The following is a 20,484-nucleotide window of genomic DNA, read 5'->3' as shown; positions in this document are numbered from 1 at the left end:
CCGTTCGCCGCTCGAGTACCCCCGAAAGGGCCTTTCCGCTCGACTTGCATGTGTTAAGCACGCCGCCAGCGTTCGTCCTGAGCCAGGATCAAACTCTCCGTTGAAAAACAACACCACCACCCAACCCGAAGGCCAGACGATGGAAAAAGAGATGCCCCTGACAGAAGAACCCTGACACCCAACCGATTCACACCGATCAGGAAATTTGTCAGAATCATTGTCAAAGAAACCATCAACCAACCAGACCCCACAAGGCCCAGATGATCGACGGGGCATAACAAACTAATTCGTCCACTATGACACACTGTTGAGTTCTCAAGAATCAGACGCACCGGGCCACTCGCCTTTCGGCTTGCGTTCCCGCGCTGACTTGTCCTACGTTAGCGGCTTGGTTTCTCGCGGTGCAAATCCGCGCTTTTCCCTCGCCTTTCCCCGTTGCTCCGCCTCCCGGCGTTCTCGGTGGCCGCTCTGGCGGACACACCGATGACCGGGTGGTGATGGTGCTGGGGTGGTCACCTCGGGGCCGGGAGCCCGGCCAGACCGGCCTTGCTCCCCGCCGCTCCCTGGCGACGAGAAGAACAGTAGACGACGGTCAGGGGCTGCACAAATCGGGGGGTGCCACCACGGTCCTGGCGCCCTCCAGGGAGCCGCAGCCGGCCAGCTCCATCGCCTCGAGCAGCTCCTCGGTGAGCGTGTCGAGGAGCCCGGTGACGCCGTCGGCGCCGTCGGCGGCGAGCGCGTGCAGCGCCGGCCGACCCACCAGGACGGCGCGGGCCCCCAGCCCCAGGGCGGTGAGCACGTCGATCCCGGAGCGCACTCCCCCGTCGACGTACACCTCGGTATCGGCGCCGACCGCGGCGACGACCCGGGGCAGGGCGGTGGCGGTGCTGACCGCGCGGTCGAGCTGCCGCCCCCCGTGGTTGGAGACCCACACGGCGGCAGCCCCTCCCTCCACGCAACGGCGAGCGTCGTCGGGACGCAGGACTCCCTTGACCACGACCGGCAGCCCGCTGGTATCGCGGATCCACGCCAGGTCCTCCGGGCGGAGGCCGCGGTGGTGGCGGTGGGCCGTGGGGTCGGTGAAGTTGACGCGGTGCCAGGAGAGGTCGATGCCCTCCCAGTCCTCCTCCGCCGGCTCGTACTTGGTGCCGGGGAACGGCGTGTCCACCGTGAGCGCCACGGCACGGGCTCCCGCGGCAGCCGCAGCACGCAGGACGGGCGCGGCATGCTCGCGGTCAGCGGGCAGGTAGGCCTGCAGCCACCACACGGCGTCGGGGTCGACTGCCCGGGCGGCGGCACCGATCTCGTCGAGGAGGTGGCCGGCATTGCTGGACACGACGTGCACGGCTCCTGCCGCCGCCGCGCCCGCGGCCATCGCGAGCTCACCGTCCGGGTGCGCGACTCGCTGCATGGACGTGGGGGCCACCCCGACGGGGGTGCGGACCGGCGTACCGAGCAGCGACGTGCGGACGTCGGGGGCGTCCTCCCCGTGCAGGACCCGCGGCCACAGGCGCACCGAGCGCCAGGCGTCTCGGGCCTCGTCCCGGGTCACGGCCTCGCGGGCGCCGGACTCCAGGTAGGCCCACATCGGTGCAGGGAGGACCGTCCGCGCGCGCTCGGCCAGCTCGGCCTGCCACCCGCCACGGCGAGGGTCGGCCCACCCGGGCCGACCCGCGCGTGCTGCCCCCTGCGCCGGGCTCATGCCACCTCGACGCCCTTGAAGCTCTTCTTGCCCTTGCGCAGGACCAGCCACCTGCCCCCGATGAGGTCCGACTCCGCCGGGACGGCCTCGGGGTCCTCGACCCGCGTGTTGTTGAGGTAGGCCCCGCCCTCGCCGATCGTGCGGCGGGCCTCCCCCTTGCTCTTGGCCAGACCGGTCTCCACCAGCAGGTCGGTGATGGTCGGCAGCGCGCCCCGGTCGACGGTGACCGCGCCGGCCTCGCGCAGGGCGGCGCCCAGGGTGTCGGCGGAGAGCGTGCTCATGTCACCACCGCCGAAGAGGGCCGCGGAGGCGGCCTGGATGCGGGCTGTCTCGTCGGCGCCGTGCACCAGCGTCGTGACGTGCTCGGCCAGCGCCTTCTGCCCGGCGCGCAGGAACGGCTTCTCGGCGTGCGTCGCCTCGATCTCCTCGATCTCCTCGCGGGAGAGGAAGGTGAAGATGCGCAGCAGCTCGCCCACCTTCTCGTCCTCGACGTTGAGCCAGAACTGGAAGAAGGAGTACGGCGAGAGCATCTCCGGGTCGAGCCACAGGGCGCCGCCCTCGGTCTTGCCGTACTTCGTGCCGTCGGCCTTGGTGATGAGCGGCGTCGCGAAGGCGTGCACGGAGTCCCCGGTCGCGCGACGGATCAGCTCGGCGCCGCCGGTGATGTTGCCCCACTGGTCGGAGCCGCCGAACTGCAGCGTGACGCCGTGCTCGCGGTAGAGGGAGAGGAAGTCCATCGACTGCAGCAGGACGTAGGAGAACTCGGTGTAGGAGATGCCCCCGGCCTCGAGCCGGCGCTTCACGGTCTCGCGCGCCAGCATCCGGTTGACCGGGAAGTGCTTGCCGATGTCGCGCAGGAAGTCGATGGTCGACAGGCCCTGGGTCCAGTCCAGGTTGTTGACCATCGTGGCGGCGTTCGCGCCCTCGAAGGACAGGAACGGCTCGATCTGCCGGCGTACCCGCCCCACCCACTCCGAGACCGTGGCGGCGTCGTTGAGGGTGCGCTCCCCGGAGTCACGGGGGTCGCCGATCATGCCGGTCGCCCCGCCCACCAGCGCGTACGGCGTGTGGCCGGCGTCCTGGAGCCGCTTGGCGGTCAGGATCTGCACCAGGTTGCCCAGGTGCAGGCTCGGCGCGGTCGGGTCGAAGCCCACGTAGAACCGCACGCTGCCCGACGTGAGCGCCTCGCGCAGGGCGTCGAGGTCCGTCGAGTGCGCGATGAGGCCGCGCCACTCGAGGTCGTCGAGGAGGGTGGGGTCGAGGGACACCGGTCCGCCTTCCGTCCGCGGGCCGGGAGCCCGGCCGTCGTCGTGGGTGCGGCACCCGGGAGCGGGCGCGCGGTCCAAGCCTGCCTCATGACCGCGTCGCACACCCACCGGGTTCCGCCCACCCGCACGAGGGAGCAGTGCCCCGGACCCGTGCACCTATCCTGACCGGCTGAGGAGGTGCCCATCAGTGATCGCTGGCAGGTACTCGCTGGACCGTGAGCTCGGCCGGGGCGGCATGGGCGCCGTCTGGCTGGGCCGCGACGAGGTGCTCGGACGCGAGGTCGCGGTCAAGCGGCTGGGGCTGGCCCCCGGCGCCGAGAGCCCCGACCTCGAGCGGGCCGAGCGCGAGGCCAGGCTGGCGGCACGGTTGAGCCACCCGCACGTGGTGGCGGTCTACGACCTCGTCGACGAGGAGCAGCAGCAGTACCTCGTCATGGAGTACGTCGAGGGCACCAACCTCTCCGGGCTGCTGCGCGCCCGCGGACCGCTGCTGCCCGACGCCGCCGCGGCCCTGCTCGGCCAGGCCGCCGACGCCCTGGCCGCAGCCCACGCGGCCGGGATCGTCCACCGCGACGTCAAGCCCTCCAACATGCTGGTGGGCGAGGACGGTCAGCTGAAGCTCTCCGACTTCGGGATCGCCCGGGCCGACGCGGACGCCTCCCTCACCCAGACGGGCCTGGTCACGGGATCGCCGGCCTACCTCGCGCCCGAGGTCGCCTCGGGCGGCACGGCCACCGACGCCAGCGACGTCTGGTCGCTGGGGGCCTCGCTCTTCCATGCGCTGACCGGCCACCCGCCGTACGAGGTCACCGACAACGTGCTGGGTGCACTCTTCCGGATCGTGCACGAGGAGCCGCCGCAGGTCCCCGACCCGGGGTGGCTGGGGCCGGTGCTGGAGGCGACGATGCACCGCGACCCGGCCGCGCGCTGGTCGATGGCGCAGGTGCGCGACTTCCTGCTCGAGGGGCCGAGCACCGTCGGCGGGGCCGTCGGCCTGCCGGAGGGCGCCGTGGACACCGCGGCACTGCCCGCGGCCGAGGCGGTCCGCGCGACCGCGGCAGCCGGGGGCGACCGCACCGACGGGACCCAGCTCCTGTCCGCGGTGCCGGCCGTGACGACCGGTCCGCAGCCCGTGGTCGCGCCCTCGTCCCCCGGGTCCCCCGACTCCCCGGGCCGGGCCACCGGCACGCACGCCGCAGCCGCGACCGGGTCGCCGCACCGTCGACGTGGCCGGACGGGGCTCGTGCTGCTCGGCCTGGTGGCCGGCGCGACCGTGATCGTCCTGGCGTTCGTGCTGGGCCAGGGCCGCGGCGGCGAGCCCGCGGAGCAGCAGTCCCCCACGGTGGCCGCCAGCCCCTCCGAGAGCGCGCCGCCGGAGCCCGACGTCGTGACGGAGCAGGACCTGGAGGAGTTCGCGACGTCGTACGTCCAGACCGCCGCGGCCGATCCCGAGGCCGGGTTCGAGCTCCTCACGCCGCCGTACCAGGAGGCCAGCCGGGGGCTCGAGGGCTACACCGGCTTCTGGGGAGGCGTGCGCGAGGTGACCGGCTTCAGCATCCGCGGCAGCGACGCCGGGGCCGGAACCGTCACGTACGAGTACTCCTACGTCCTGCGCAACGGGCAGCGCCGCACCGACGTCGTGGAGCTGACCCTCGAGCAGCAGCAGGACGGCTCGCTGCTCATCGCGGGAGCCCGCACGATCTGAGCGGTTGAGCCGGGCTGGGGCGCCGGCCACGGGACGCGCCCTCGGCCCGACCTGCCCCCTCCGGGCCGGGCAGGACCTAGGGTGGGTACGACGGGGTCGGCGGCGTGGCCGGGGAGGTGGGACGTGGACCTGGCGGGTCTCTACCGCGACGTCGTCGAGGGCTCCCCCGACGGCATCTGGGTCATCGACCTCGATGGCCGGACCGTCCACGCCAACGCCGCGATGGCACGGCTCCACGGGGTCACCCCCGAGGAGATGGCGCGCGTCTCGATGTACGACAGCCTCGACGAGCTGGGTCGTGCACAGCTCGCCGAGCACCTGCGCCAGGTGCGCGAGGGCCGGCTCAACGAGGGGGAGGTCGAGGTCCAGCTGGTGCGGGCCGACGGCACTCCGGTGTGGTGCCTGGTGCGCGAGTCGCTGGTCGAGCTCGAGCCCGGTCGCCCGGGGCTGTGCACCGTCTTCAGCGACTACACCTCCCGACGCGAGATCGTCCAGGCGCTGCGCACCAGCCGTCGCAGCCTGGCCGAGGCGCAGCGGATCGCGCGGATCGGCAGCTGGGAGTGGGACCTGACCACCGACACCATCACGGGGTCCGAAGAGGTCGACGCGATGTTCGGCTCCTCCAGCGCGACCGAGCCCTGGGGCTACGAGCGCTTCCTCGGCCAGGTCCACCCCGAGGACCAGCCGATGGTGGAGGCGGCCGTCGAGGCCGCGATCGACGAGCACGGCTCCTTCGACATGACCGTGCGCGTGCTCGCCGACGAGCGGTGGGTGTGGACGCGCGGGCGCGGTGTGGTCCACCACGACCGCGAGGGCCGGCTGCTCCTCTCCGGCACCCTCCAGGACGTCACCGAGGTCGTCGAGACCCGGATCGCGCTCGAGGACCAGGTCACGCAGAACACCCTCATGCAGGCCGTCGCCAGCGCGGCCAACGCCGCCTCCAGCCTCGACGAGCTGCTCCTGCGGGCCCGCGAGCTGGTGCTGCTGCACGACGACTGGGAGCGCGCGGTCGGCTTCCGGTACGACGACGGACGACTGGTCCCGATCGCCGTGCCCGGGGAGGTGCCGGACCCGGCGCACGAGCAGCGGGAGCAGCGCGAGCTGGCCCTGGCCCAGCGGGCCCTCGAGCAGCGAGCACCGGTCTGGGACGAGACGCGGCTGACGATCGCCTTCCCGGTGCTCCTGGACGACGAGGTCCTGGCCGTCGTCACCATCACGTCGGCTCCCCCGCTCTTCCGCCACGCGATGATCGAGCAGATGGTGCTCCACGTGGCCGACCAGATGGCCCGCGTCGCCTGGCGCGAGCGCACGGCAGCGGAGCTTGAGCGGGCCCGCGACGGCGCCATGGAGGCCTCGCGGATGAAGTCGGACTTCCTGGCCACCATGAGCCACGAGATCCGCACCCCGCTCAACGGTGTCATCGGTCTCAACGACCTGCTGCTGCGCACCGACCTCGACCCCGACCAGCAGCGCCTCGCCGCGGGCGTGCAGGTGGCCAGCCGTGCCCTTCTCGGCGTGCTCAACGACATCCTGGACTTCTCCAAGATCGAGGCCGGCCACCTCGAGCTCGAGGTGCTCGACTTCGAGGTCCGCCAGGTCGTCGAGCAGGTGGTCGGCGTCCTCGGCGAACCCGCCCGCGCCAAGGGGTTGGAGCTGGTCGTCTCCTGCGCTCCCGAGGTGCCCCGGATGCTGGCGGGCGACCCCACGCGCCTGGCGCAGGTCCTCACCAACCTGGTCTCCAACGCGGTGAAGTTCACCGACGAGGGCGAGGTCGTCGTCCGCGCGACCGCCGAGCCCGGCCCCGAGGACCGGACCGTCCTGCGGATCGCGGTCAGCGACACCGGCATCGGCGTCCCGGCCGACAAGGTCGAGGCCCTCTTCGACCCCTTCACCCAGGCCGACACCTCCACGACCCGCGTGTACGGCGGCACCGGGCTCGGCCTGGCGATCTGCCGCGAGATCGTGCAGGCGATGGGCGGCAGCATCAGCCACCACGACAACCCCGGCGGCGGCTCCGTCTTCGTGGTCACCGTGCTGATGCACCCCTCGGCGAGCACCCTGGACGACAGCGCCGACCAGCATGCCCGCAGCGTCCTCGGCGGACGCCGGGTGCTCGTGGTCGACGACAACCCGCACAACAGGACGATCCTGGCCGAGCAGCTGGGCTGGTGGGGGGTGCGTGCGGTGGCCGTCGACTCCGCCGTCGGAGCGCTCGCGGCCGTCCGCTCCGCGGCCCTGCGCGGACTGCCGTTCGAGGCGGTGCTGCTCGACATGGCGATGCCGCACCACGACGGGCTGTGGCTGGCCCGGCGGCTGCGCGCCGAGCCCGGCGGTGAGGACCTCAAGCTGCTGGTGCTCACCTCCCTCACCGAGGTCCCGCGCCAGGAGGTCCAGGCCGCCGGCATCGACGACCTGGTCGTGAAGCCGGTGCCCTCCGGGGTGCTGCGCGCGACGGTGCTGGACCTCCTCGACGGCGACAGCCAGACCTCCTCCGACGCGGCGCGCGGGCCGGGTCCGGCCGGGCTGCCCTGCGCCGGCGCCGCACCGGGCGCGTCCTCGCCCTCGGGCGCGGGGCGCGTGCTGGTGGTCGAGGACAACCCGGTCAACCAGATGGTCGCCGCCGGGATCCTGGCGTTCCTCGGGTACGAGCACCACGTGGTCGACGACGGCCGGGCAGGCCTGGCCGCCTGGGCCGACGGCGAGTGGGACGCGGTCCTGATGGACGTGCAGATGCCCGTGCTCGACGGGTACGCCGCGACCCGTGCACTGCGCGAGCAGGAGGCCGAGCGCGGCACCGGGCGGCGTACCCCCGTGATCGCCATGACCGCCGCCGCCGTCGACGGGGAGCGCGAGCGCTGCCTGGCCGCCGGCATGGACGACTACCTCACCAAGCCCGTCGACCCGGCGGCACTCGCGGCGACCCTGTCGCACTGGCTGGAAGGCACTGCCGTGGAGCACGACACCCCGACCCCCGACGCCGGCGCGGGCACGGCCCCTGAGCAGGAGGGGCTGGACACCGACCGGCTCGACATGCTGCTCGACCTGGACCCCGGGAGCACCGCCTACCTCGACCGCGCGATCGGCAACTTCATGCGCAACAGCGTGACCGGGATGGAGGACATCCGCGCGGCGATCGCCGCCGGCGACGCCACCGCCCTGAGGCACTCCTCGCACAAGCTGGCCGGGGGCGCGCTCAACCTCGGGGTGGGGTACGCCGGGGAGGCGGTGCGGCTGATCGAGGCGATCGCCGACACCGGTACCACCGAGGGCGCCGAGGCGCTGCTCGGCCAGGTCGAGGAGGCTCTGGCCCGGGGCCGTGAGGCGCTCGCGGCGTACCAGGAGCGCTACCGGGCCGAGCTCGGCGCCGGCCAGGACTGACCCGGAGGGCCACGCCGGGGCCGCGCCTCAGTCGAGGGTGGCCTCCTCGGCCGTGACGCTATCCACCGGTTCCTCGGCCGGCGGCGCCGTCGGGTCGACCGGGTCGTAGGCGCAGGAGTTCGCCGTGTTCTTGGGTCGTGCGGGGTCGTCCTTCTTGCGGCGCTGCTCGGGCGGGTCGATGGCCTTGGCGACGGTCTCGCGGAGGTAGTCGAAGTCGGGGTCGCCGGAGAAGAAGGCCTCGCTGGTGCGGAAGACGACCGAGCGGACCTTGGCGTCCTTCATCTTCAGCGCCAGCCCGGCGAAGGCCGGCAGCAGCCGCTGCGGGATGTCGGAGTAGACGACGTCCTTGCCCGCCGCGGCGAGCGCGGTGTAGCGGCGCAGCAGGGTGATCGGGTCGGCGGCCTCGATCATGGCCGCGACGGCGCACCGCTGGCGGTCCATCCGCTCGTAGTCGTCGCTGCCGTAGCGGCCTCGGGCGAACCACAGGGCCCGGAAGCCGTCGAGCTCCTGGTCGGGGCCGGGCTCGATCCAGCCGGTCGGCGGGATGCCGGCGTCGGTGTTGCCGTTGATCGCGACGCGGGTGTTGACGTTGACGGTGATCCCGCCGATGGCGTCGACGATCTCCTGGAAGCCCGCGAGGTTCACCAGCACGTAGTAGTCGACGTCGAGGCCCAGGCTGCCGCCGACCGCCTGCTTGAGGGCGTCGGCGCCCTCGTTGGTGCTCTCGCCCAGCACGCCGGGGTGCAGGTCGGGGACCACCTTGTAGATCGCGTTGAGCATCGAGGAGCCCGGGTCGCCGGGCATCGTGAAGCCCGTCGGGTAGAGGTCGTAGAGCGGGCTGTCCTCGGGGAACTGGGCGTTGACCATGTTGCGCGGCAGGCTGAAGAGCAGGGTCTTGCCCGTGACGGTGTCGATGCTGGCGAGGATCACGGTGTCGGTGCGGACACCGTCGCGCCCCTCTCCCCCGTCACCGCCGAGGAGCAGGACGTTGACCCGGTCGCGGCCGCCCCAGGGGTCCTCGGCTGTCACGTCGCGCGGGGCCGTGGAGGTGGTGTTGTCGCTGAAGACGGTCTCCACCAGGTCCGCCTGGACGGTGGCGTAGCGCGCGGCGACCGCGAACGGCGCACCCACCACTCCGACCAGGCCGAGCACGAAGGCGTGGCCGACCAGGGTCGTCCACGGGCGGCGCTGGGTGGGTCGCACCTGGCGGTAGGTCAGGTAGACCACGACGGCCCACACCGCCAGGGCGGCGACGATCACTCCGGCCGCGACCTTCAAGCGGGTCGGGTCCAGTGCGAGGTCGAGGGCCGCGTCGAGGTCGCGGGCGGCGTACCAGCCGGCGAAGCCGGCCAGCGCCAGGGTCGGCACGAGCACCAGCACGCCGAGCAGGCGACGGCCCGTCCACAGGAACCCGCTGCCGGGCACGAGCGCGCCGAGCAGCGTGACGGCGAGCGTGCCGGGCAGTCCGGCGGCGCGGCGCCAGGGTCGCCGTCGCGCCCGGTGGCCGGCGGGCCGGGAGGGCACCAGTGGCGAGGAGCCGTCCGGGGCCGCGCCGGTCGAGAGGGCCTGGGCCCGCGCGAGCGCGCTGGCCCTGCGGGCCGCCCGGGACTGACGACGGGTGACGGCGCGACGACGACCGGTGCGCGGAGCGCGGGGCTCCGGGGCGCGGTCGGCCGGCTGGGTCACGGGCACCTCATGAGGGGGATGGCGGAGCGCTGGCCGGGTCAGCCCACGCGCGGCGGAAAATATCACCCGATCGAGCGGTAGAGCGTGAGGTCGGCGGCGTACGCCTCCTCGATCAGCGCCCGCGTCGAGGCGCTGACCTCGTGCTCGCGCGGCGGCGAGACGTTGCGCTCGGGCAGCCGGACCTTCTTCTTGCCGACCTTGTCGCGCATCCACGCGAAGGCGACCTCGAGGTCGTCGTAGCGCCAGAGCCGGTCCACCGCCAGTCGACCGTCCTCGCCGGTGACGTAGTCGGTCTGCGGGCGCAGGCGGATCTCCCCGCTCACGACCCGACCGACGAACTCGTCGAAGCCGAGGTCGCCGACGTAGGTGCGCTTCCCGGCGATCCCGGGCCGGGAGCGGTAGCGCCACCACGACGCCACCACGCGACCGGCTCCCGCACCAGGGCGGTCACCTCGTAGTCGGAGCGGGCGTAGCCGTGGTCGGCCAGCAGCGGCGCGAAGCGGCTCTCGAACTCGCGCGCCGTCACGTGCTTCAGCGACGGCGGGCCGGAGGTGACCAGCTGTGCGTGCTTGGTGAAGGCGGCCTCGAGGGCGGTCGACCCGGACTTCGGCACCGCGAGGACGACGAACCCGTGCTTGGGGACGGCCAGCATGCGGGCATCCTGCCAGCGCGAGGTGAACGGACCTGCCCGGGGCCGCCTGCCGGGGTGGGGTGAGCCCGGCCCCGGCGGGGTATCTCGCTCGGGAGGCCCGGGGAATCCCGGGTCCGGACGAGGGAGGTAGCCGTGCGACGAGGTGGGATGAGCATCATCGGGGTGCTGCTGGTGGTGTGGCTGGTGATCGGCTTCCTGGCCGCGCTGCAGCGGGGCTACTTCGGCGACGACCGCGAGGTCAGCTGCAAGACCGTGGGCGACACCGCGCTGACCGTGGTGGCGGGGCCGCTGAACTACCTGGGCGTGAACCCGAAGATCGACTGCGAGCAGCTGCCCGACGAGCTGCCGCAGCCCTCGGAGTAGGGCGGGTGGGGCTCGAACCCACGACCCAAGGATTATGAGTCCTCTGCTCTGACCGACTGAGCTACCGCCCCGTGACGTCCGAACGGCGTCGTACGTCGGCCGCGACCCTATCGGTCGCGGCTGTCACTGTCGGGGGCCACCCGCCCGGGTGGCAGGCTCCGGAGCCGGACGTCGATGGCTGAGGTCGCACCCCCGGGCGAAGCACAGAGGGCCGCCGACCTCGCGGTCGGCGGCCCTCACCCTGCTCCCCCGGTTGGACTCGAACCAACAACCCTCCGGTTAACAGCCGAATGCTCTGCCAGTTGAGCTACAGGGGATCGCGCAGCGCGCACACAGTAGCAAGGGGCCAGGAGGCCTAGGAAATCGGGCCGGAGCCCGCGGGTCAGAGCCCGCCGAGCTGCTCGCGGGCCTGCGCCAGGGCGGCCTCCGCGACCTCGCGGACGGCGGGGTCGTCGGGGTCCACGCCCTCGTCGTACTCGTAGATCCAGTGGATCGGCGAGCCGCCCGAGGGTGCCCGCCGGGCGATCACCCGCAGGCCGCGCCGACCGGTGACGGGGACGTGGCGCTGGTGCACCACCGAGGCGGTCACGCGCTCGCGGACCAGCTCCAGCAGCCGACCGGGCTCCTCCAGGCTCCAGCCGTGCTCGGGACGGTCCTCGCCCCACGTGCCGACCTGGCTGACCCGCAGGACCCCGGTGTCGGCGTCCCAGTCGGCGGCCTCCACCTGCTCCCAGGCGACACGCAGGGTGCGTCCGTCCGCCTCCCGCGCGTGCAGGGCGTCGCGGGTGCCGGCGACGACCGCGCCGTCGGTGGCGCGGGCCCAGGCCAGGACCCGCTCCCCCGGCAGGGACAGACCGTGGGAGTCGCGGCGCAGGAGGCCCATCAGTGCGCCGCCTCCCCTGCCACGAGCTGGTCGCGCAACCCGCGACGGTGCTGCTCCAGGGCGGCGAGCTCGCCGAACATGCGGTTGTAGGCCTCCGGTTCCTCGACGGGGTTGGTGCGCTGCAGCCGCGACTTCACCGCGGCGATCCGGCGCGCGGAGGTCAGCTCGAGCAGCCGCAGGACGTGGTGGGTGACGTACGCCGCGTCCGGCTGCTTGGGGGTCAGCACCGGCTCGACCGCCAGCGCGGCGACCGCCGAGGAGACCTCGGGGTCGGTGGCGGCGTCGCGGAGCCGACCCGCCCACGTGGGGTCGCCGGAGCCCTGCGCGGGACCGCCCAGCGCGGTGACCGCCTCCCACACGCCGCGGTAGACGGGGTGGGTGAAGTCGTCGGGCCCGATGTCGCCCGTGAGGCGGCCGATGCCCATGGGGTGCTGCACGACGAGCTTCAGCAGCTCGCGCTCCAGGCGGTACCGCGGGTCGAGCAGGTCGGGGACCGCCGGCCGGGCGGGGGCCGGCACGGGTGCCGCCTGGTCGGGCCGCTGCGTGCGCGGGCCGCGCTCGGCCGGGGGGCGTGCGGCGGCCCGGCGTACCTCCGCCAGGACGGCGTTGGGGTCGACCTCGCCGCCGATGAGCCGCGAGATCTCCTGGGCGAACGCGGTGATCTTGGCCTGGTCGCGCACCGAGGCGACGACCCGCGCGGCCTCGCGCATGGCGTCGATCCTCCCGTCGGCACGGTCGAGGTCGTGCTTGCCGATGATGTTGCCGATGACGAAGCGGTACAGCGGGACCCGGCGCGCCACGAGCTCGCGCACGGCCGCCTCGCCGGTCGCGAGGTCGCCGGTGGAGATCCGCAGGTCGCACGGGTCCATGCCCGAGGGCTCGACGGCGACGTAGGTCTGCGACACGAAGTTCTGGTCGCCGCCGAAGGCGCGCAGCGCGGCCTTCTGCCCGGCGGCGTCACCGTCGAAGGTGAAGATGACCTCACCGCGGAACTCCTCGTGGTCGTGCAGGAAGCGGCGCAGCACCCGGGCGTGGTCGTCACCGAAGGCGGTGCCGCAGGTGGCCACGGCAGTGCCGACCCCGGAGAGGTGGCAGGCCATGACGTCGGTGTAGCCCTCGACGATGACCGCCTGGCTGGTGCGGCCGATCTCGCGGCGGGCCAGGTCGATGCCGTAGAGGACCTGGGACTTCTTGTAGATCGGCGACTCGGCGGTGTTGAGGTACTTCGCCTCGATGCGGTCGTCGTCGAAGATCCGGCGCGCCCCGAAGCCGATCGTCTCCCCGCTCGGCTCGCGGATCGGCCACAGCAGGCGGCCGCGGAACTTGTCGTACGGCGAGCGGCCGACCGCCACGAGCTGCGCGACCGTCAGCTCCTCGACCGAGAAGCCCTTCTGCTGGAGGTGGCGGTACAGCGCCTCGCCGGTCCGCGGGGCGAACCCGATGCCGAAGGTCTCGGCGGCGTCCTTGTCGAAGCCGCGCTGGGCCAGGAACTGGCGGGCGGCCAGGGCGTCGGGGGTGCCGAGCTGGTCGGCGTAGAACTCCTGGGCGTGCTTGTGCGCCTCGACCAGCCGGCCGCGCTGGGGGCCCTTCGGCCGCTCCGGTGCGTCGCCGTCCTCGCGCTGGAGTGCCACACCGGTCTTGTCGGCCAGCCGCTCGACGGCCTCGGCGAAGCTCAGCGCGTCGATCTTCATGAGGAAGGTGATGACGTCGCCACCCTCCTGGCAGCCGAAGCAGTTGCCCGTGAGGATGTTGTCCTCGAGCGTGAAGGCGTGGCCGTCCTCGACCTCGGCGCAGTAGACCTCCTCGACCCGGTCGGACCACGAGACGCTCTGCACCACCCAGCCACGCCGGGAGAAGGCCTTGTGGTGTGCCTCGAACCGGCGGCGGTGCTCCTCCAGCAGGAAGAAGTCCGGCTCGAGGTCCTCGTTGACCAGGTGGACCCGGTGGAGGTCGGAGGGCTCCGACGCACCGATGCCCACGCGCGACTGGGTCGTGATGCCGAAGGTCGCGATGCCCAGTCGGGTGCAGACGGCGCGCACGTGCTCGAGATCCTCGCGTCGCGCCGAGCTCAGCATCACGGTGCCGTCGGTGGCGACGCACCCGTCAGCCGCGAAGTAGCCGGCGAGCCAGCCGTAGAGGTAGGACGTGCTCTCCTGCACCGGGGGCAGGGACTTGAAGTACGCCGGCAGGTCGTGGACGAGCACGTTGTCGCCGCTCGTGGAGGTGTGGCTGCGGGGGAACCACTCCAGCATCGCGAGGTCCTTCGGCGGGCAGAGCTGGGCCCGGCTGCCGTCGTACGCACGGGTGCCGTCGCCGTACGTGAAGCCGCGCGCGACACCGAAGGGAGACGGACGACTGCGACGGATGCGGGAGCGCGGGTACTTCGGCACGAGGCGGTCACCCGGGCGCAGGTCCTTGGTGAGGACCTCCTTCTCCGAGCGCCCGCTCTTCCCGGCCCGCACGAACCAGCGGTGCTCGTCGGTCGCGAAGATCTCCTTGCGCTGCCGGTTGCGCGTCATCGTGATCCGCATCAGCCGCTGCACCCCGTAGGAGCGGAAGGGCGCCTCCACCCAGTCACCGTGTCGGTCGAGGATCTTCGCCGTCGTCCCGGCGAGCTCACGGATCGGCACGACCCCGTCGTAGGTGAGGACGCCGGTCTCCCCTGCCAGGCAGTGGAAGAAACCGCGGCTCGGGGTGATGTGGAAGGACGGGGACTTCTCGTCGTGGAAGGGGCACAGCCCCTTCATCGAGCCACCGCCGGCGTTGCGCAGTGTGACGTACTGGCTGACGACCTCCTCGATCCGGGCCTTCTCACGCACCTCGGCGATGCTGTCGTCACGGATCCGGCCTGGCACGTCGCGATCCTACGGGCGCGGGTGCTCGCTCAGTAGGCGCCCGTCATCTGGTTGTGGAGGGGCTCCCCGGCGGCGAAGCGCTGCAGCTGCTCGCGGACCAATCGGTGGGCGCGCGGCCACATGGCCGAGGACGCCCCGCCCACGTGCGGGGAGACCAGCAGGCCGGGGGCGTCCCACCACGGGCTGTCGGCCGGGAGCGGCTCGGTGTCGACCACGTCGACGGCCGCCGTGAGCCTCCCGGTGTGGAGCTCGGCGAGGAGGGCGGGGGTGTCGACCACGGGGCCGCGGGCCATGTTGACCAGCAGCGCACCGTCCTTCATCCGGGCCAGGAACGCCGCGTCGACCAGTCCGCGGGTCTCGCTGGTCAGCGGGCAGATCAGGACCACCACGTCGGCGCCGGGCAGCAGCGCGGGCAGCTCCTCGAAGGAGTGGACGGGGCCGCGCTCGTCGGTGTGTGCCGTCCGCGCCACGCGCACGACCTCGGTCTCGAAGGCGAGCAGCCGCTCCTCGATGGCGCGGCCGATGGCGCCGTACCCCACGAGCAGGACCCGGCGGTCGGCGAGCGCCGGGCGCCAGCGGGTGTTCCACCGGCGGGAGTCCTGGTCGCGGACCATCCCCGGGACGTCGCGCAGCGAGGCGAGGACGAGGGTCAGCGCGAGCTCGGCGGTCGAGGAGTCGTGGATGCCGCGACCGTTGCACAGGGTCACGCCCTCGGGCACCCGGCTGCGCACGTTGTCGACGCCGGCCGAGAGCACCTGCACGACCTTGAGGCTGGTCATGCGGGGCAGGACGTCGCCCACCGCCGGTCCCATCTGGTACGGCGCGCAGTAGAAGCGCACCTCCTCGACCGAGTCCGGCACGGCCGTGGTCGGGTCGACCACCTCGTAGCGCAGCCCGGCCGGCGGGTCGCCGAGCTCGGAGGGGTCGAACGGGAGCCAGACGAGGGGATCGCTCACGGTCCCGACGCTACCGAGGTCACGAGCGGCGTCCGCGCAGCTCCTCCCACCGGGAGACGGCCGAGGCGTCGGTGAGCGAGGCGACCTGGTCGATGACCACGCGGAGCCGGCCGGGGTCGTCGGCGGCCGCGTGCCAGTCGTCGGCGAACGCCCGGTCCAGCGCGTCGGGGCCGCGGTGCGCGAGCAGGGCGACGAGCTCGCCGAGCAGCTCGCGCTGGCGGGCCAGGACGGCCAGCCGGTCCTCGGCCTGCATGACGTAGTGGGCGGCGACCCCCTTGAGCACCAGCATCTCGAGCGCGGTCGAGGCCGGGACGACCAGGTCGGCGGCGTACCGCACGAAGGGGCCGGGGCCGGCGGCGTGCGTGGCCTGCTGGACCGAGCCGCAGAAGCGGCCGATCAGGTCGCTGGTGAGGTTCTTGAGCGCGGCCAGCGAGGAGCGGCTGCCGTCGTAGGACGCCTCGGGCCAGGAACCGATCCCCCGCAGGTCGGCGAGGACGGCGTCGAGCTCGTCGTCGGAGGCGGAAAGGGGGTACCAGTCGCGCAGGGTCGCCCAGACGGCGGGCGCGTCGAGCCGGGTCAGGTCCACGCGGCCGGCGACGACGCCGTCCTCGACGTCGTGCACGGAGTAGGCCACGTCGTCGGCGAGGTCCATCACCTGCGCCTCGAGGCAGCGGCGGCGTGGCTCGGTGCCCTTGCGCAGCCAGGTGAAGACCGGCCGGTCGTCGGCGTAGACGCCGAACTTGCCGTCGGTGGACTCCTCGGGACCCCAGGGGTACTTCGAGCAGGCGTCGAGGGTCGCGCGGGTCAGGTTGAGCCCGACGGAGCGGCCCTCGGCGTCGACGGTCTTGGCCTCGAGCCGGGTCAGCAGCCGCAGCGTCTGGGCGTTGCCCTCGAAGCCGCCGCACTCGACCGCGAGGTCGGCCAGGACCCGCTCGCCGTTGTGGCCGAACGGCGGGTGGCCGAGGTCGTGCGCCAGGGCCGCGGTCTCGGCGATGTCGGGGTGCGTGCCGAGGGCTCGCGAGAGGTCGCGGGCGACCTGGGCCACCTCGAGGCTGTGGGTCAGCCGGTTGCGCACGAAGTCGTCGCTCTGCGGCCCCACCACCTGCGTCTTGGCCGCGAGCCGGCGCGAGGACGCCGCGTGCACCACGCGCGCGCGGTCGCGCTCGAACGGGGTGCGCTCGGGTGCCGCGACGCGCTTGGGCGGCTCGGGGACGAGCCGCTCGCGCGCGTGGTCGTCGTACAGCTCCGCGCTGTCGAGGGAGGCGTCCATCGAGCCGGACCCTAGTCCAGCCCTCCGACGTCTAGTAGGTCGTGACGTGGACGTGGTCCTCGTGGTTGGCCGTCACCGAACCTCGGTCCTCCATCGCGCGCCAGCCCTCGTTGCCGCGCTCGACCGACCAGATACGTCTGAAGTAGATGATGTAGTTGACACCGAGGTCCGCGTAGTTCTCCCGCACGAATTCGGCGACCTGCCAGCCGAGGTCGGGCGAGACCATGATGTCGACCGCGATGCCCTGGGCGTGCTCACCGTCGCTGCGGAAGGTGCCGTAGGTGGTGATGCTCGGGAAGTTCGCGCACACCGCGCGGTGGACCGCGACGATGTTGGGGCTGACCCCGGAGGGCACGCTGGTGCCGTTGGTGCAGGAGGCCTCCGCGGGCGCGACCACGGCGGCCGGCTTCTCGTCGGCGAGGTAGCCCTGGGTCACCCAGCGGGCCTTGCCGTCGACGACGACCTCGTCGCGGCCGTAGAGGCTGCGACCGGTGACGAGGACCTTCTCGGCCTCGTCGAGGACGCCGACCTTCTTCGCCTTCTCACCCGGCTCGGTCCACAGGTTGAGGGCGGCGGTCGTCCAGAGCTTGGTGTCGGCCTTCTTGATCGCCTTGGCGACGGCCTGGCGCGAGGTCACGCGCTCGAGCTTGGTCTTCTCCTCGGCACCGGAGCGGCTGCCGCTGCGGGAGACCAGCTCCTCGCGCAGCTGTGCCGGCCGCGGGGAGGCAGCGGAGTCGGCGAAGGCCGAGCGCAGGTCGGCGGCGGTGGTGCGGGCCACGACGGTCTCGTCGGCCGGGGCGCCGGTGAAGGCGACTCCCAGGGAGACCACCGAGGCGGTGGCGAACAGGGCGAGGGGGCCTGCCACGAGCGCGGCTCGGGGCTTCCGGCGGGCATCGGTGTCCCGCTTGTGGCGATGATCTGCCACAGCGCTGATCCTTAGCTGTCGGGGTCGGGGGATGTGCGCCGTCGGACTGGTGGGCCTTCGAGCGCGACGAACAGTGGACCACAGCGGTCGGATCGTGACCGCATCGTGACCCGGGAAATCGTGGGTGTCGCTGCTCACCCGCGGTGAGCCGGGTCACACCGTACCCGGCGGCGGAGGAGGTCGGGGCGCTTCTCAGCCCCCGGAGTGGAGGTCCTCCTCGACCGCGCACCCACGGCCGTCGGCGTCGTCGAGCCAGCCCTCGGGCAGCACCACCCGCGCGCGGGGCGAGCCCTGCCGCCCCCGCGGGGTCCCCAGCTCCGAGACAGGGAACTCCTCGTCGGGGTCCAGCTCGGCGAGCAGCGCGTCGAGGTCGGCCAGCGTGCTCACCAGACCGAGGTCGCGGCGCATCGCGCCGCCGGCCGCGAAGCCCTTGAGGTACCACGACACGTGCTTGCGGAACTCCTTGCAGCCGCGCTCCTCCCCCATGTGGTGGCACAGCAGCTCGGCGTGGCGGCGCATCATCGCCGCGACCTCGCCGAGCCGGGGGAGCGAGCGGGTCCCGACGGGCCCGACCGAGGAGGGGTCCGCGAAGGCCGCGGCCAGGTCGCGGAAGAGCCACGGCCGCCCCAGGCAGCCGCGACCGACGACCACGCCGGCGGCGCCGGTCTGCTCGACCATCCGCAGCGCATCGGCGGCCTCCCAGATGTCGCCGTTGCCGAGGACCGGGATGTCGACGGCCGCGACCAGCTCGCCGATGGCGTCCCAGTCGGCCTGCCCGGAGTAGGCCTGGGCGACCGTGCGCCCGTGCAGGGCGATGGCGGCGACCCCGCTCTCCTGCGCGATCCGCCCGGCGTCGAGGTAGGTGAGGTGGTCCTGGTCGATGCCCTTGCGGGTCTTCATCGTCACGGGCACGTCGTACGGCGCCGCGGCCCGCACCGCGTGCTCGAGGATCTCCGCCAGCAGTCCGCGCTTCCACGGCAGCGCACCGCCGCCGCCCTTGCGCGTGACCTTGGGGACCGGGCAGCCGAAGTTGAGGTCGATGTGCGCGACGCCGTACTCCGAGCAGAGGATCTCCGCGGCCTTGCCGACGTGGACCGGGTCGGTGCCGTAGAGCTGCACGGAGCGCACCGTCTCCAGCTCGTCGAAGACGAGCATGTCGCGGGTGTGCTGGTCGCCCTCGACCAGCCCGCGGCTGGTGATCATCTCGCACACGTAGAGGCCCGCACCCTGCTCGGCGCACAGCCGGCGGTAGGCGGCGTTGGTGATGCCGGCCATCGGCGCGAGCACGACCGGTGTGGGGACGTGCAGGCTCCCCAGCGTCAGGCCGGGGTGCGCTGCCACGGAGTCGGTGGCGGACGGGGCGGACATGGCTCCCATGGTGCGCGATGGGAGGCTGGCCCCGTGAATCCGACCCCGCTGGGTACCGAGGAGGTCCTGGCGATGCTCCAGGACGTCGTGGCCCGGCTGGTCACGCCCCGCTTCGGCCGCCTCGGCGACGGCGAGGTCACCAGCAAGCGCCGCCCAGGCGACCTGGTCACCGTCGCCGACCGCGAGGCCGAGGTCGAGCTGACCCGGCTGCTGCGGGCCCGCCAGCCCGGCGCGCTGGTCGTCGGCGAGGAGGCGGTCCACGCCGACCCCTCCCTCGTCCGCGCGCTCCCCCACGCCGCGCACGCCTTCACCCTCGACCCCGTCGACGGGACCCGCCACTTCGTGGCCGGTTCCCCCGACCACGCCACGATGCTGGCCGAGCTGCGGCGCGGCGAGGTCGTGCGCAGCTGGATCTGGCAGCCGCAGCACGGGCGCGCCTACGTCGCCGAGCGCGGCGCCGGCGCCTGGCGCGACGGGCACCGCCTCTCCCCCGGGCCCCGGCGCCCCGGCCCGCCCCGGCCGACCGGCACCTGCTGCGGGGTCGACTACCCGAGGCTCGCCTCGGGCCAGGCCGACCTGGCGGCGTACCTCAAGCAGAAGCCGTGGGACCACCTGCCGGGCGGGCTGCTGCTGGCCGAGGCCGGTGGGAGCGTACGTCGCTGGGGACCGCTGCTCGTCGCCCGCAGCGGCCGGGGCGACTAGGAGCGGTCGCCGCCGTCCTGCCCGCCGCGCTCCTGCCCGCCGCGCTCCTGCTTGCCCTGGGGCTTCTTCCCGTCCTTGCCCGCGCCGTCACCCGGGCGCTTGGCGCCGAGCCTGAGCACGTCGCCGGACCAGGTGATCGGGTTGAACTCCTGCGCGGGCCGGAACGAGACCGCGACCAGCTCGCCGGCGTCGGGGGCGAGGTACACCAGGCAGCGCTTGACCCGGTCGCCCGGCTCGAAGGTCTTCGGGAAGTCCGTGGAGGGGCAGGGGGTGAACTCGGTGACGAAGGTCGAGGACTCAACGAGGGTGTCGTTGCCGTCGACGATGTAGAGCGGCGGGCGCTGGCCGCCCAGGTCGGTCTCACCGCGGTTCTTGAACACCGCCTCGACGAAGTAGGGGTTGGCCTTGGCCAGCTGCTTGTCCAGCTTCCAGCCCTGGAAGGACTCCTTGAACGTGGTGCGCCGCATGTCGGTCACGGTGATGTCGAGGACACCGACCGTCGACTGGTTGACCTCGTAGCCCACGGTCGCGGTGTCCCCCAGCTCCAGCGCCGAGCCCTGCGTGGTCAGCTCGACGCCGTCCGGCACCTCGATGTCCGGGGTCGGCAGCGGCTCGGGGGTCGGGCTCGCCGACTCCGTCGCGGCCTCCGAGGGCGCCGCCCCGGGCTCGTCCCCGCCCGAGCAGGCGCTTAGCAGCAGGGCCGGGACGAGGGCGGCCACGAGGGGTCCGAGGAGGCGGGTGCGCACCGCGCCATTCTGCACGGCGAGCACC

Annotated in this window: 16 protein-coding genes, 2 tRNA genes, 1 rRNA gene and 1 pseudogene; 4 read left to right on the top strand and 16 right to left on the bottom strand. The window is 73.1% G+C overall.

Annotated elements, in window-relative coordinates; all coding sequences use genetic code 11:
• The 3 genes from ACYVID_RS07490 to tyrS all read right to left on the bottom strand — a co-directional run.
• Positions 1-104, bottom strand: a 16S ribosomal RNA gene (locus tag ACYVID_RS07490); the annotation flags it as partial.
• A gap of 488 nt (positions 105-592) precedes the next feature.
• Entirely contained in the window at positions 593-1,624 is a 1,032-nt protein-coding gene (locus ACYVID_RS07485; RefSeq protein WP_460735939.1) for an alpha-hydroxy acid oxidase, read from the bottom strand.
• 74 nt (positions 1,625-1,698) lie between these two features.
• Positions 1,699-2,970: a tyrosine--tRNA ligase gene (tyrS, locus tag ACYVID_RS07480; protein WP_460735921.1), complete on the bottom strand. Its 1,272-nt coding sequence runs from the start codon at positions 2,968-2,970 to the stop codon at positions 1,699-1,701.
• Between the two features lie 187 nt (positions 2,971-3,157).
• Between tyrS and ACYVID_RS07475 the strand changes: the two genes are divergently transcribed.
• Positions 3,158-4,675 (top strand): serine/threonine-protein kinase, encoded by a 1,518-nt coding sequence (locus ACYVID_RS07475; RefSeq protein ID WP_460735919.1) that lies wholly within the window; start codon positions 3,158-3,160, stop codon positions 4,673-4,675.
• Between the two features lie 123 nt (positions 4,676-4,798).
• Positions 4,799-8,053, top strand: coding sequence for a response regulator (locus tag ACYVID_RS07470; protein ID WP_460735917.1), 3,255 nt, complete (start codon positions 4,799-4,801; stop codon positions 8,051-8,053).
• Positions 8,054-8,080: 27 nt separating this feature from the next.
• Here the strand turns inward: ACYVID_RS07470 and ACYVID_RS07465 are convergent, their stop codons facing one another.
• The 3 genes from ACYVID_RS07465 to ACYVID_RS07455 form a co-directional block, all read right to left on the bottom strand.
• Positions 8,081-9,739 (bottom strand): LCP family protein, encoded by a 1,659-nt coding sequence (locus ACYVID_RS07465; protein WP_460735915.1) that lies wholly within the window; start codon positions 9,737-9,739, stop codon positions 8,081-8,083.
• 62 nt (positions 9,740-9,801) lie between these two features.
• The gene (locus ACYVID_RS07460; protein ID WP_460735913.1) at positions 9,802-10,062 is read right to left on the bottom strand and encodes a hypothetical protein; all 261 of its coding nucleotides are present in this window, start codon (positions 10,060-10,062) and stop codon (positions 9,802-9,804) included.
• On the bottom strand, positions 10,059-10,391 hold the full coding sequence (locus ACYVID_RS07455) for a hypothetical protein (protein WP_460735911.1): 333 nt from the start codon (positions 10,389-10,391) through the stop codon (positions 10,059-10,061). Before ACYVID_RS07455 ends, ACYVID_RS07460 begins: the two co-directional genes overlap by 4 nt.
• A 147-nt stretch (positions 10,392-10,538) precedes the next feature.
• Here ACYVID_RS07455 and ACYVID_RS07450 point away from each other — a divergent pair, with 147 nt between their 5' ends.
• On the top strand, positions 10,539-10,754 hold the full coding sequence (locus ACYVID_RS07450; protein ID WP_460735909.1) for a hypothetical protein: 216 nt from the start codon (positions 10,539-10,541) through the stop codon (positions 10,752-10,754).
• On the opposite strand, the gene ACYVID_RS07445 is transcribed toward ACYVID_RS07450, so the two are convergent.
• The 9 genes and pseudogenes from ACYVID_RS07445 to dusB form a co-directional block, all read right to left on the bottom strand.
• A tRNA-Ile gene (locus ACYVID_RS07445) sits at positions 10,752-10,825 on the bottom strand. The two genes, ACYVID_RS07450 and ACYVID_RS07445, sit on opposite strands and share 3 nt — an antisense overlap.
• Before the next feature lie 173 nt (positions 10,826-10,998).
• A tRNA-Asn gene (locus ACYVID_RS07440) sits at positions 10,999-11,071 on the bottom strand.
• 65 nt (positions 11,072-11,136) lie between these two features.
• Positions 11,137-11,637, bottom strand: a complete 501-nt coding sequence (locus ACYVID_RS07435) for a hypothetical protein (RefSeq protein WP_460735907.1) — start codon at positions 11,635-11,637, stop codon at positions 11,137-11,139.
• The gene (locus ACYVID_RS07430) at positions 11,637-13,889 is read right to left on the bottom strand and encodes a toprim domain-containing protein (RefSeq protein WP_460735937.1); all 2,253 of its coding nucleotides are present in this window, start codon (positions 13,887-13,889) and stop codon (positions 11,637-11,639) included. The genes ACYVID_RS07435 and ACYVID_RS07430 overlap by 1 nt, the downstream gene beginning before the upstream one ends.
• A gap of 416 nt (positions 13,890-14,305) precedes the next feature.
• Positions 14,306-14,492, bottom strand: a pseudogene (locus ACYVID_RS07425) (CHC2 zinc finger domain-containing protein); the annotation flags it as partial.
• 29 nt (positions 14,493-14,521) lie between these two features.
• Complete coding sequence (locus tag ACYVID_RS07420) at positions 14,522-15,448, bottom strand: 2-hydroxyacid dehydrogenase (protein ID WP_460735905.1); 927 nt, start codon at positions 15,446-15,448, stop codon at positions 14,522-14,524.
• A 19-nt stretch (positions 15,449-15,467) separates the two neighbouring features.
• Entirely contained in the window at positions 15,468-16,718 is a 1,251-nt protein-coding gene (locus ACYVID_RS07415; RefSeq protein ID WP_460735903.1) for a deoxyguanosinetriphosphate triphosphohydrolase, read from the bottom strand.
• 31 nt (positions 16,719-16,749) lie between these two features.
• On the bottom strand, positions 16,750-17,583 hold the full coding sequence (locus ACYVID_RS07410; protein WP_460735901.1) for a mucin-2 protein: 834 nt from the start codon (positions 17,581-17,583) through the stop codon (positions 16,750-16,752).
• Positions 17,584-17,835: 252 nt separating this feature from the next.
• Positions 17,836-19,011: a tRNA dihydrouridine synthase DusB gene (gene dusB, locus ACYVID_RS07405; RefSeq protein WP_460735899.1), complete on the bottom strand. Its 1,176-nt coding sequence runs from the start codon at positions 19,009-19,011 to the stop codon at positions 17,836-17,838.
• Between the two features lie 33 nt (positions 19,012-19,044).
• On the opposite strand from dusB, the gene ACYVID_RS07400 reads away from it, so the two are divergent.
• A complete protein-coding gene (locus ACYVID_RS07400) occupies positions 19,045-19,713 on the top strand; it encodes an inositol monophosphatase family protein (protein ID WP_460735897.1) in 669 nt (222 codons plus the stop codon).
• Here ACYVID_RS07400 and ACYVID_RS07395 read toward each other — a convergent pair.
• Positions 19,710-20,459: a hypothetical protein gene (locus ACYVID_RS07395; RefSeq protein WP_460735895.1), complete on the bottom strand. Its 750-nt coding sequence runs from the start codon at positions 20,457-20,459 to the stop codon at positions 19,710-19,712. The two genes, ACYVID_RS07400 and ACYVID_RS07395, sit on opposite strands and share 4 nt — an antisense overlap.
• Between the last annotated feature and the right edge of the window lie 25 nt (positions 20,460-20,484).

This window comes from Nocardioides ginkgobilobae (assembly GCF_054781275.1).
Note: the sequence above shows the minus strand (reverse complement) of the source record. Positions and strands in the feature narration are given on the sequence as shown.

Coding starts and splice junctions, on each gene's coding strand:
- ACYVID_RS07455 (WP_460735911.1), bottom strand. CDS start 10,391: ATGCTGGCCGTCCCCAAGCACGGGTTCGTCGTCCTCGCGGTGCCGAAG.
- ACYVID_RS07450 (WP_460735909.1), top strand. CDS start 10,539: ATGAGCATCATCGGGGTGCTGCTGGTGGTGTGGCTGGTGATCGGCTTC.
- ACYVID_RS07435 (WP_460735907.1), bottom strand. CDS start 11,637: ATGGGCCTCCTGCGCCGCGACTCCCACGGTCTGTCCCTGCCGGGGGAG.
- ACYVID_RS07430 (WP_460735937.1), bottom strand. CDS start 13,889: ATGCTGGAGTGGTTCCCCCGCAGCCACACCTCCACGAGCGGCGACAAC.
- ACYVID_RS07415 (WP_460735903.1), bottom strand. CDS start 16,718: ATGGACGCCTCCCTCGACAGCGCGGAGCTGTACGACGACCACGCGCGC.
- dusB (WP_460735899.1), bottom strand. CDS start 19,011: ATGTCCGCCCCGTCCGCCACCGACTCCGTGGCAGCGCACCCCGGCCTG.